We start from the raw sequence: 11,690 nt of genomic DNA on the forward strand, positions 1-11,690 counted from the left end.
GCCGAATACTATAAACTGAAAACCGAGCATTATATCTTTTCTAAATCAAACGGTAACCGCCGGATGCGTTTGCCGGTAGCCGCAAAAACGGCATTTGCCAAAGCAGGTGCCAACGGGGGCAGGCCCGGTTCGCCAACACCTTTGATAGTTGGACCGCCTTCGGCCAGAATGTGAACTTCGACCGTTGGCATCTCGTTGATACGCAGCATTCGGTTGGCATCGAAATTAGCCTGAACGGCTCGACCATTCTCGAACGTGATACCGTCTTTTGTGGCAGCTGTCAGGGCCATGGCAATGGCGCCTTCCACCTGCGCCTTCACGGTATCAGGATTGACCACGGTGCCGAGGTCGATCACGCAGTACACCTTATCGACCTTCACACCCCCTTTGTTGTCTTTCGACACTTCGACCACCTGACCGGCCAGCCCGGCGAAGAATTCCCATTGGGCAATGCCCCGGCCTTTGCCCGCCGATAGCGGCTTGTCCCAACCCGACACTTCTTTCAGCTTAAGTAGCACCCGTTTGGCGTCAGTGTCTTTGGTCAGCATCGCCAGCCGGAAAGCAAGCGGGTCCTGACCGGCTTTATGGGCCATTTCGTCGATGAAGCATTCGTGTGAGAACGCCAGCGTCGAACTCGTCACCGACCGCCAGTAGGTGAGTGGAATGTGAACATCGGCATAGACATAGCGCGTGTTGAGGTTCGGGATTTCGTATTTCTGCTCGTTGGTTCCTTCGAGCATGGTTCCATCGGGCTTTGTCTTGTTGTAGGTTGCGTTCATCGTCGCGTCAATCGAGGGCGAGATGACTTTATGCTGGAGCGCAACGGCTTTACCATCGGCAGACAACGCCCCGCGCATGGCCGAGAAGGTCATGGGTCGGAAAGGACCGAGTTGCGTGTCGTCTTCCCGCGTCCAGATTACCTTAACAGGCTTGCCAATCGCTTTTGACAACGATACGGCTTCGGTGGCAAAGTCCTGTGTTAACCGTCGGCCAAAACCGCCCCCGTTGAACAGAACGTGGACGGTTATATTGTCGGCAGGGAGTTTAAAGACCTTAGCTACTTCGTCTCTAACCAAATCACCCCCTTGTGAGGAAACCCAAAGCTCCACTTTATCGCCTGGCTGATAATGCGCCAGCGCGTTCATGGGCTCCATCGTTGAATGGCTTACGATAGGCGTTTCATAGAAGGCTTCCAGTTTGTTAGGAGCATCGGCAAATGATTTATCAAAATCGCCTGCATTATGGCCCTGTACGCCATCCGTTTTTGCCAGCTCACGAAGCTGCTTTTCGAAGTCGGCAGAGTTGAAGGTATCGTGCTTGTTGTGATCCCAGGTTACCTTGAGGGCCTTGCGGCCCTGCAGAGCAGACCAGTAGTTATCCGCAATAATGGCTACGCCTTCGTAATGATTTTTACCAACGACCCGTTCCACTTTTACCGCTTTCTGAACGCCTTTCACCTTCAGCGACTGAGCGGCATCGAAACTGACCAGCTTACTGCCAAAGACCGGGCACCGTTCAACGGAGGCATACACCATCCCCGGCACTTTCGCATCGATACCAAACGTTGCTTTCCCGGCTACTTTCAGTGGAACATCGGGCCGAGGCATCGATTTGCCAAGCATCGTAAACAGCTTCGGGTCTTTCAATGTCGGCTCTTTCGGAACCGGGAGTTTGGCGGCTACGTCGGCTAACTGGCCGTAGGTTAGCCTCTTGCCAGTGGGTTTATGGACAATGGTCGCATTGTCGGCAATGCACTCGACGATGGGTACGTTCCACTGCTGGCTGGCGGCCTGCCGAAGCATTTCGCGGGCCGCTGCACCCACGTTGCGCATCTGCGTGTAGCCACCCCGAATGGAGCCGCTGCCACCCACAGCCTGCGACCACATGCCGCCGTATTTACTTTCGCCCCCGGTTTGCCGGATCGTGACTTTATCCAGCGGGACTTCCAGCTCTTCGGCAATGAGCGCCGGAACGGATTGGTAGGTTCCCTGCCCGATTTCGGGGCGGGGGTTCATGATTGTGATGCGCCCCGATTTCTCGATCAGGACGTAAGGCGTTAATTCAACAGAATCAGGTAAGGCGCTGAGATTTAAGACGGGACTTGCCAGAACGTTGGCAGACGGTAAGCCTAACGCAAAGGCGGCTCCGGTCAGGCCCGCAGCCTTCAGGAAATTCCGGCGGCTCGTGCCGTTGTCAGTTCCGGGAGAGGTAGGGGTGTTGCTCATCGTTTGCCAATTTTAGGAGTTGATTTAGGCATTTTAGGGCTAGCCGCTATATCAGCCGAGGCCGAGTGAATGGCTTTACGAATGCGTTCATAGGTACCACAGCGGCAAATATTGCCCTGCATAGCGGCATCAATATCCGCATCGGTAGGCTTTGGCGTTTGCTTCAGTAAGGCGGCTGCCGACATGATTTGTCCAGACTGGCAGTAACCGCATTGCGGCACCTGGTGCTCGATCCAGGCTTTCTGGACTGGATGATCGGCGTTTTTTGACAGTCCTTCAATGGTGGTAATTTTATGTCCTGCAGCGGCAGAAGCCGGGTAACTGCACGAGCGAATGGGCGCGCCATCGAGGTGAACCGTGCAGGCCCCGCATTGGGCAATGCCACACCCGAACTTCGTACCCGTCAGACCAACCACATCGCGTATGGCCCACAGCAAGGGCATATCCGGGTCTATATCTACCGTGTGAAGCTGGTTATTAATGGTCAATTTTACTAAAGCCATAGCCTATTATGAATAAGGAATAAACAGTGAGTAGTATCTGAACGTTGGTTCTGCGCTGTGTTTCTGTGACAAGTCATCCGAGCAACGTATATATTGGCAAAACGAAAGTTTTAGTAAAATTAACCTAAGTCGTGAGATCATAGCGGCTATACAACGCACGGAACGGCCCATTATATAGCCGCTACGAAAGGCATAACATATAGCGAAACCTGAATTAAAATTAAGCTTTTTTTGCCGAATAAATCAGAAAGCCTCATTCGGTTAACCATGAATTAGAATTAAATAAAAAAGGTGGCCCGTTGCCAGGCCACCTTTTTTATCCATTAACAGCACAGCGACTAGGCGACCAGGTCGAAGCGACCGAGATTCATCACCTTAGTCCAGGCTGCGACGAAGTCCCGCACAAATTTTTCCTGCGAGTCGCTACATCCATACACTTCGGCGATGGCCCGGAGTTCTGAGTTCGAGCCGAAGATCAGATCGACACGCGTGCCCGTCCATTTGGGTTCACCCGTTCTGCGATCGCTACCCACAAAGATGCTCTGCGCATCTGAGGTTGCCCGCCAGGTGGTACTCATGTCGAGCAGGTTAACGAAGTAATCATTGGTGAGCGCTTCCGGACGCTTCGTGAAGACGCCATGTTGCGAGTGGTCGAAGTTCGTGTTAAGCACACGCATGCCCCCGACAAGTACCGTCAACTGCGGAATCGTCAGCGTCAAGAGTTGCGCTTTGTCGATCAGCATGTCTTCAGCCGCCGATTTGTGTCTGGCGTTGAGGTAGTTGCGGAACCCGTCAGCACTTGGCTCAAGCGCATCGAATGCTTGTATATCCGTTTGCTCCTGCGACGCATCGGCACGTCCTGGCGTGAAGGGTACGGTTACCTCATGACCGGCATTCCTAGCCGCCTGCTCAACACCGGCGCAGCCAGCCAGCACGATCAGATCAGCAATGGAGATTCGGGTATCGCCGGATTGCGTACTGTTGAACTCTTCCTGAATACTCGTGAGCGTACCTAATACCGTAGCCAGCTGTGCCGGATCGTTAACTTCCCAATCCTTCTGCGGTGCCAGACGAACACGGCCACCATTGGCTCCACCACGCTTGTCGGAGTTACGGTACGTAGACGCCGAGGCCCAGGCAGTAGATACCAGTTGGGACACTGACAGGCCCGATGCGAGAATATTAGCCTTTAGAGCCGCAATTTCCTGATCATTGACCAATGTATGCGTAATGGCGGGGACAGGATCCTGCCAAAGCAGCTCTTCGGTTGGTACTTCCGGACCCAGATAGCGCTCGATTGGGCCCATATCACGGTGCGTTAGCTTGAACCACGCCCGGGCAAATGCGTCCGCAAACTCATCCGGATTCTCGTAGAAGCGTCTTGAAATCTTTTCGTAAGTAGGATCGGCTCTCAGCGCCAGGTCGGTCGTCAGCATCATGGGTGCATGGCGCTTCAACGGATCGTGGGCATCGGGCACGGTGCCGGCTCCAGCTCCATCCTTCGGCCGCCACTGATGCGCTCCGCCGGGGCTCTTTGTCAGTTCCCAGTCGTAGCTGAAGAGGTGCTCAAAATAGTCATTGCTCCATTGGGTTGGGGTCGTTGTCCAGGTAACTTCCAGACCGCTGGTTATGGTGTCAGGCCCATGACCACTCCCAAAGGAGTTCTTCCAGCCAAGACTCATTTCTTCAATGGTTGCACCAGCGGGCTCAGAACTAACATACTGGCCTGGATCGGCAGCGCCGTGGGTTTTGCCGAATGTGTGCCCGCCGGCAATGAGGGCGACAGTTTCTTCGTCGTTCATAGCCATGCGACCGAAGGTCTCCCGAATATCGTGCGCAGAGGCAACGGGATCAGGATTTCCTGCCGGACCTTCCGGGTTCACGTAGATAAGCCCCATATTAGCCGCCCCAAGGGGTTGCTCCAGTTTACGCTCATGTGGGTTGGCATACCGAACATCGTCTCCCAGCCACTTGGTTTCGGAACCCCAATAAATATCCTCTTCTGGTTCCCATACGTCCTCACGTCCACCGCCAAAGCCAAATGTCTTAAAGCCCATCGATTCGAGAGCACAGTTGCCGGTGAGAACCAGCAGATCAGCCCACGAAAGTTTCCGGCCGTATTTCTGTTTGACCGGCCACAGCAGCAGACGGGCCTTGTCGAGGTTAGTATTATCGGGCCAGCTGTTGAGTGGCGCAAAGCGCTGGGCGCCAGAGCTGGCACCACCACGACCATCACCAATGCGGTAGGTACCCGCGCTGTGCCAGGCCATGCGAATGAAGAAAGGGCCATAGTGACCGTAATCGGCTGGCCACCAATCCTGAGAGGTGGTCATTAGATCAACAATATCTTTCTTAACAGCCGCCAGATCAAGCGTTTTGAACTCTTCAGCGTAGTTAAACGTCTCGCCCATCGGATCGGACAGCGAAGAATGTTGACGTAGAATATCCAGTCGTAACTGATTTGGCCACCAGTCGCGATTTCTTGTGCCGCCACCAGCACTTTTGTTTAGCTCTCCATTCAGAAAAGGGCATTTACCAACGGTGTTGACTTTGCTGTCGTCATTGACGTCCCATACAGATGGGTCTTGCGTGTCCTGCTTTTCGATATTTTCCATACTCGGTGGAGTTTTATTGTTTGACGAGTCAAACTTACATTAACTTGTATTATAATTTTTATTAATTGTTTTTATCTAATCATAGATAATATCTATAAAGTGGGTTTGAGATTATGAAGGGGAAGTTATGAAAAGGTATGAAGTCATTATGGCTCTTAGATAGTTACTCCGATCGATTGCTAATTAAAGTGGCCTGCAAACAAAATTAAAGCCCAGATGAACCGGTCACCCGGCGTATGCATCAGGCGTGTACTTGATTGGTTTCAACTTATCGACTGATGGTTATCAGGGAAATATGTAAGCATTCCAGGCAGCTTTGAGGATCAAACCTCACCTGCATTTTTATGCTACGTTACCTGCTTATCTGTTTATTCATTCCTGCGATTGCCAATGCCCAGCTTGAAAAAGACTGGGTGCGACTGCGCCAATATGCCAGCAATATCGGCGTAGATGAACGCTGTACAACACCCGACCCGGTCTGTCTGAAAGCCTGCTTTTCGCAGATCGTTTATGGGAAATCTATCCGACGAATGGGCTACCAGGATGTAGCCGAGCGGTTGGATACTGCCCGAATCAATCGGCTGACGCGGCAGTTCCTGACCGGGGCTGATTGGTGCCCCCTGTTGGATTCGCTGGAATCCCACGACCGCAATTACCGACAGCTTAAGGACTATTGCATGCGCTGTTTGGTCGACGATTATATGGCCGATTCGCTGAGTATCGAACAAATCAAATCAACGCTGAATGTTTACCGATGGCTCAATCGGTTTCCATCGACCAAACGAGTCATTGTCAACATTCCTTCGGCTACACTGCGGGTAATTGATGAATCAGGTGAAACGATCCTTAATAGTCGTGTAATTGTGGGGAAAGCCAGTACTCCGACTCCTCTGTTTACGGCGCAAATCACGGATATAGTTACCTACCCTTACTGGAATGTCCCCCGCTCGATTGCCATCAATGAGGTACTGCCTAAAATTCGAAAGAATCCAGCTGTGGTGCTGGCCGATATGAACCTACAGGTTATTGATGCACGAGGGAAAATTGTGCATCCTGATTCGATTGAGTGGTCGGCCACATCGGCAAAATCCTTTCCGTATCGATTGAGGCAATCGACCGGCTGCGATAACGCGCTGGGGGTGATGAAGTTTACGATCAACAGCCCATATGATATTTACCTGCACGATACAAACCAAAGAAGCTTGTTCGTGAATGAGAAACGGGCGCTGAGCCATGGCTGTATCCGGGTTGAGAAACCGGTCGAACTGGCTAATCTGCTACTGGGTACCACCCGTTTCGATGCCTCATTTTTGACAAGTTGCCGAAAACAGATCAATCCCAAAACCGTGCTTTTGTCGCACACTATCCCGGTTTTTGTTATATACTCTGTTCTTGACGTAGATGCTGCCGGTGCGATTTCTGTGTATAAAGATGTTTACCAGCGGGGGCAAACGGATCTCTGAATACGTTTGCCCCCGCTGGGGCTTAACTTCGTACGTCCGGCATGTCCTGGCCTTCGCGTCGGATATACGCTGCGTGTTCATCGAGCTTGGCCCGGCACCATTGAGCCAGCGCCTGACGATCAAGTCGTTTATCAAGATGTGTCAGTGCCGCCAGTACGAGTTGATAGCGGCTCATCTTATTGAGTACCAGCATGTCGAAAGGCGTGGTGGTGCGTCCTTCTTCGATGTACCCCCGAATGTGGAATCGGTTGGGGTTGGTCCGATGATGCAGTAATTCGTGAACCAGCATCGGGTAGCCATGGAAAGCGAAGATCACCGGACGATTGGCCGTAAAGAGCTGAACGAAAGCTGTTTCGGGAAAACCATGTGGGTGATCCTCTGGCGACATAAGGGTCAGCAGATCCACAACGTTTACCACCCGAACCTGCAGGTCTGGGAGATGGTCTTTCAGAATAGCGGCTGCCGCCACCACTTCGTTGGTTGGCACATCGCCCGCACAGGCCAGTACCACATCTGGTTGCTGAATTCCGGTGTTTCCGGCCCATTCCCAGATAGACATGCCGCGGCTGCAATGTTCGCGGGCTTCGTCAATGGACAACCACTGCGCTTGACACGCTTTCGAGGCCACAATCAGGTTGATGTAATCACGACTTCGCAGGCAATGGGCCGTTACCGACAACAGACAATTGGCATCGGGCGGCAGATATACGCGTGCCACGGAGCTTTTCTTCGCTACTACCAAATTGATAAAACTCGGCACCTGGTGAGTGTAACCGTTATGGTCTTGTCGCCATACGTGCGACGTGAGCAAGTAATTGAGGGAAGCCAGCGGTTTTCGCCATGGTGTTTCCTTGCTTACTTTCAGCCACTTGGCATATTGATTCAGCATGGAATCGACGAGTGGAATAAACGCTTCGTAGCAACTGAACAGCCCGTGTCTCCCCGTCAGCAAATACCCTTCCAGCCAGCCTTCGCATGTATGTTCACTCAGGATTTCCATGACTCGGCCATCGGGTGCCAGAAACTCATCCGTTTCAACCATTGGTCCCATCCAGGCACGTTGCGTTGCCTGAAACAGGGGTGTCATTCGGTTAGACGTTGTTTCATCCGGGCAGACGATTCGAAAATTTTGGGCGCTTTCATTTTGGCAAAATACATCGCGCAGATAGAGCGCCAGCGTGTGCGTTCCTTCCACTGATGTAGCTCCCGGCGACGGTACAGGTACCGCATAGTTGGCGTAATCGGGTAAGTCAAGAGGTACTAGTAACTGACCACCATTGGCATGGGGATTCATTCCGATACGTCGTGAACCAGTCGGGCAGCCGCTGACAACGTGGCTAAAAGGACGACCTTCGCCGTCGAACAAATTCTGGGGATGGTAGCTACGCAGCCAGGTTTCCAGCGTAGCCAGCTGAGTAGGTTTGCCCGCCGGATCAGCAACGGGTAACTGGTGCGCGTGGGACGTATTCTCAATGGGCTGCCCGTCTACGGTGAGTGGGCAAGTCCACCCTTTGGGCGTTTGCAGAATCAACATCGGCCAGGCCGGAACCCCCATTAACATGCCCGACCGGGCGTTTCGCTGGATAATCTGGATTTCCTCATAGGCCCAATTCATCGCCTGCCACATAGCCGCGTGAACCTGCATGGGATCGCTGCCGCTAACGATACGTACCTGGTAGCCAAAGCCCGTAAACAGATGAGTTAGCTCGTCATTGCTCATGCGACCATAAATTGTGGGCCCCGACAGTTTGTAGCCGTTGACGTGTAAAATAGGGAGCACGGCCCCCGAGGTAGCGGGATTCAGGTATTTATTGGAATGCCAGGCGGCAGCCAGGGGGCCGGTTTCCGCTTCGCCATCGCCGATGACACAGGTTACAATCAGGTCTGGATTGTCGAGTGCGGCTCCGAATGCATGGGAAAGACAATACCCTAATTCTCCTCCTTCCTGAATCTGGCCGGGTGTGCCGGGCACCAGATGGCTCGGCAGTCCATAAGGCCACGAAAACTGACGGATCAGTTGGCTCATGCCTTCGATGCCTACTGCATACTGAGAATCGTAGTCACCGAGGGTTCCTTCCAGATACAAATTTGCCAGAATGGCCGGTGCCCCGTGGCCCGGCCCAACCACTAGCAGAACGTTGGCATTGGTATCCTGAATAAGTCGATTCAAATGGGCATAGATCAGATTCAGACCGGGTTGCGTTCCCCAGTGTCCGAGTAAGCGCGGCTTGATGTCAGTCGCTTCCAGCGGCCGTTTCAGCAAAAAATTATCCCGCAGGTACAACTGGGCTGCTCCAAGATAATTGGTGGCCAGCCAGTAACGATGTAGGTTGGTGAGCCGCTGATGTGTCGGCTCCGTCGTTGGTAAAGAAAGGGTCTGATTCATCAGAAAAGGGCTATAGACGACCAACAAATTTGCTCGTTGGCTCATAACAAAGTTGGCGTCTAGCCTGGGGGTAGGTACTGATTGGCAATAGGCTTTTCAATGAGTTTAATCAGGATAGGGCAACCTCAGAAAGTGCCCTGAGCAAAGTACTAAGACAGTATACGGCATGGCCTGTCGAGAATCATCGGTTTGGCTGATTAGTCGCATTCATTATCGGCCATATGGTCGTTAATTTTAGGATAGCGGTTCCATTTAACAGCCCGCGTATTTATCTCATGCTAAGTGAATTAACCTCCGATATGATCGAGAGCATGCTGGGCAATCAGTACTACGGCCGGATTGCCTGCGCTGCCGGGAGCCGGATTCTAATCGAACCTATGATGTACTACTATGACGGTCATTATATTTATGGTCTTACTCGTCAGGGCACCAAAACGCAGCTGCTGCACCAAAATCCAAACGTAGCCTTCGAAATCGATGAAGCGATCAGCCTGGACATCTGGCGAAGTGTGGTCATTGAGGGCGTCTACGAAGAATTGCAGGAGGAAGACCGCGATTATGCGCTTTACTTGTTGAAAAAACGTAAAATACCGGTCTTTGCCGATGAACGGTTTGGTTATCCTGACGTGCCCGTACCGGCCGATCTGAAAGTAATCTACCCAGTCGTCTATCGCATACAAATTATGAGCAAAACGGGGCGTTGCTATCAACGCCATCCACACTCTAAATCAGTACAAGCGGCTCATCTGGGCTAAAAATCTCACGCCCATACGCTTCTGCGTGTTCCGTACCATTCGCCTTACTCTGGGATTCGGCTGTACGGTATTGGCTATGACCTTCGGGCCGATCCAAAACGTGGGGAAGCGGGCGTGAAATACGGGCTATTATTAATCTTCTGCAACAGTCCAACATTACTGTGCTCCATTGGCCACTCACACCACTTACTGAGCGTATTATAAACGCTCAATCATTGACCGCGCTCAAATCAAGCGCTATTTTAGTGAACACGGATTGAGGGCGATTGGTCGATACGAAAGCCGTACTGGATGCCGGGCAGTTGTCAGCTTCTTATACCACCGATGTCTATGAGCGGGAGCGCTCCTATTTCCACTATGATTATACCCGCAAACCGATCAAGGGCGACGTGTTAAACTGGTTGCAAAATCACCCAAACGTAGCTATGATTCGCTTTCTGTTTGCTCATCGTGGATGCGTCCAATGCCTGGATAGATCCGGGTGGTGAGGTTTGTTCGCTACTGCCCAGCTTGGCGGCTGCATTCGAATAGGAAGCGGCATCGAAGCAGGAGGGCATACAGCGATCAAATGGTTCATACCAGTAGAAAGTCGCGGGCTAATAACCCGCGACTTTCTACTGGTATGAACGTTGTCCAATTCATATGCGCATGACCAAAACGGGCTTTTGGGAATGATTCAGTACATCTTCGGCGACACTGCCTGACAGAAAGTGCCGCAACCCCTTGTAGCCGTGGGTAACCAGCACAATCAGGTCTGCATTTGCCTCATCAGCATAGTCGAGAATACCTCCCGATACATCGCGGGATTTATAAACCGTAGCGGTAAACTCTGTAATCCCTTCTGCTCTGGCAAATTCATTTATCCAGTCACGGATGCCTTCTGGGACCCGACTGTCGGTGGGTGTTTGTACATAGAGAAACTGGTACTTTTTCCCTTCGCTTAATGGAAAGGAATAGGGCTGAACGGCTTTTAAGCGGTCATCCACATCGATGGCATAAACAATTTTTTCGGGACGAAACGGGACAACAGGTTTCTTTATAATCAGTACCGGGCAGTGCGCATGCCGGACAATGCTCTCGGCATTGGAGCCCACCAGCCACTCTTCCAGACCTGATGCGCCTTCCGAACTCATTACAATCAGGTCGGCGGGCCGATCCGTAACATTGTGAATCAGCCCTTGGCCATTGGTCAGTAAGGTTGGAACAATGGTAACGCCTTTGTATTTTTCATTCGCTACCAGACGATTCAGGGCTATTTTTGCTTCCTGTTCCAGTTGCCGCCATTCGTCGACTGTATAGCTAGTGGTAATCGACACGGCTTCCGGATAAGCAGCCACAGGCAAGGGATACACCACCGAATGCAGCAGAAGTATCGTAGACTGATAGGTTCGGGCAATCTCTACCGCCACTGAAAGAGCCGCTTCTGAGGCAGCACTCAAGTCGGTAGGAACAAGGATCGTTTTCATCGGGAGGAAGTTTTGATTTATGGACAAAGGAATCCCGGCTCGGTCATTTATACACTGACGGTCAGTACGTAACCGCCTGATTTATATCACATAGGAACCTGACTTCCTGCCGAGCCATTTCCTTGTTTCGTCGATTCATCCCCAGCCTTTTCGACGGTTGGACAAGGCCTACCGTGCTCAACATGTTTACGTTGATTTTAGCCATCATCTGACTCATACTTTCCTGACCAAGGTCTCGCCTGTTCCTGATGCAGGTCATGCCATCATCTGTCTGCTA

The 11,690-nt window shown here is 52.0% G+C and carries 9 protein-coding genes; 3 read left to right on the forward strand and 6 right to left on the reverse strand.

Annotated features, from left to right (window positions below):
* Positions 1 to 29 precede the first annotated feature (29 nt).
* The 3 genes from SD10_RS27650 to katG all read right to left on the reverse strand — a co-directional run bounded on the left by SD10_RS27650 (position 30) and on the right by katG (position 5,343).
* On the reverse strand, positions 30 to 2,225 hold the full coding sequence (locus tag SD10_RS27650) for a xanthine dehydrogenase family protein molybdopterin-binding subunit (RefSeq protein WP_046578580.1): 2,196 nt from the start codon (positions 2,223 to 2,225) through the stop codon (positions 30 to 32).
* Entirely contained in the window at positions 2,222 to 2,728 is a 507-nt protein-coding gene (locus tag SD10_RS27655; RefSeq protein ID WP_046578582.1) for a (2Fe-2S)-binding protein, read from the reverse strand. The genes SD10_RS27650 and SD10_RS27655 overlap by 4 nt, the downstream gene beginning before the upstream one ends.
* 338 nt (positions 2,729 to 3,066) lie before the next feature.
* Positions 3,067 to 5,343, reverse strand: coding sequence for a catalase/peroxidase HPI (katG, locus tag SD10_RS27660; protein ID WP_046578584.1), 2,277 nt, complete (start codon positions 5,341 to 5,343; stop codon positions 3,067 to 3,069).
* Positions 5,344 to 5,687: 344 nt separating this feature from the next.
* Here katG and SD10_RS27665 point away from each other — a divergent pair, with 344 nt between their 5' ends.
* Entirely contained in the window at positions 5,688 to 6,806 is a 1,119-nt protein-coding gene (locus tag SD10_RS27665; RefSeq protein ID WP_046578586.1) for a L,D-transpeptidase family protein, read from the forward strand.
* 22 nt (positions 6,807 to 6,828) lie between these two features.
* Here SD10_RS27665 and SD10_RS27670 read toward each other — a convergent pair whose 3' ends face one another.
* Complete coding sequence (locus SD10_RS27670) at positions 6,829 to 9,237, reverse strand: phosphoketolase family protein (RefSeq protein ID WP_227699085.1); 2,409 nt, start codon at positions 9,235 to 9,237, stop codon at positions 6,829 to 6,831.
* Between the two features lie 230 nt (positions 9,238 to 9,467).
* Between SD10_RS27670 and SD10_RS27675 the strand changes: the two genes are divergently transcribed.
* Together SD10_RS27675 and SD10_RS30580 are read left to right on the forward strand one after the other, a co-directional pair.
* Entirely contained in the window at positions 9,468 to 9,947 is a 480-nt protein-coding gene (locus tag SD10_RS27675) for a pyridoxamine 5'-phosphate oxidase family protein (RefSeq protein ID WP_046578588.1), read from the forward strand.
* A gap of 161 nt (positions 9,948 to 10,108) precedes the next feature.
* Positions 10,109 to 10,207 (forward strand): NAD(P)-dependent oxidoreductase, encoded by a 99-nt coding sequence (locus SD10_RS30580; protein ID WP_158500601.1) that lies wholly within the window; start codon positions 10,109 to 10,111, stop codon positions 10,205 to 10,207.
* A gap of 132 nt (positions 10,208 to 10,339) precedes the next feature.
* On the opposite strand, the gene SD10_RS29775 is transcribed toward SD10_RS30580, so the two are convergent.
* A complete protein-coding gene (locus tag SD10_RS29775) occupies positions 10,340 to 10,504 on the reverse strand; it encodes a hypothetical protein (protein ID WP_158500602.1) in 165 nt (54 codons plus the stop codon).
* Positions 10,505 to 10,585: 81 nt separating this feature from the next.
* The gene (locus SD10_RS27685) at positions 10,586 to 11,413 is read right to left on the reverse strand and encodes a universal stress protein (RefSeq protein ID WP_046578590.1); all 828 of its coding nucleotides are present in this window, start codon (positions 11,411 to 11,413) and stop codon (positions 10,586 to 10,588) included.
* Between the last annotated feature and the right edge of the window lie 277 nt (positions 11,414 to 11,690).

Origin of the sequence: Spirosoma radiotolerans (genome assembly GCF_000974425.1) — a bacterium.
GTDB lineage: Bacteria > Bacteroidota > Bacteroidia > Cytophagales > Spirosomataceae > Spirosoma > Spirosoma radiotolerans.

What these genes read in the sequence shown, in the direction of transcription:
- SD10_RS27655 (WP_046578582.1), bottom strand. Translation starts at nt 2,728, where the DNA reads ATGGCTTTAGTAAAATTGACCATTAATAACCAGCTTCACACGGTAGAT.
- katG (WP_046578584.1), bottom strand. Translation starts at nt 5,343, where the DNA reads ATGGAAAATATCGAAAAGCAGGACACGCAAGACCCATCTGTATGGGAC.
- SD10_RS27665 (WP_046578586.1), top strand. Translation starts at nt 5,688, where the DNA reads ATGCTACGTTACCTGCTTATCTGTTTATTCATTCCTGCGATTGCCAAT.
- SD10_RS27685 (WP_046578590.1), bottom strand. Translation starts at nt 11,413, where the DNA reads ATGAAAACGATCCTTGTTCCTACCGACTTGAGTGCTGCCTCAGAAGCG.
- SD10_RS27650 (WP_046578580.1), bottom strand. Translation starts at nt 2,225, where the DNA reads ATGAGCAACACCCCTACCTCTCCCGGAACTGACAACGGCACGAGCCGC.
- SD10_RS27670 (WP_227699085.1), bottom strand. Translation starts at nt 9,237, where the DNA reads ATGAGCCAACGAGCAAATTTGTTGGTCGTCTATAGCCCTTTTCTGATG.
- SD10_RS29775 (WP_158500602.1), bottom strand. Translation starts at nt 10,504, where the DNA reads ATGCCCTCCTGCTTCGATGCCGCTTCCTATTCGAATGCAGCCGCCAAG.
- SD10_RS27675 (WP_046578588.1), top strand. Translation starts at nt 9,468, where the DNA reads ATGCTAAGTGAATTAACCTCCGATATGATCGAGAGCATGCTGGGCAAT.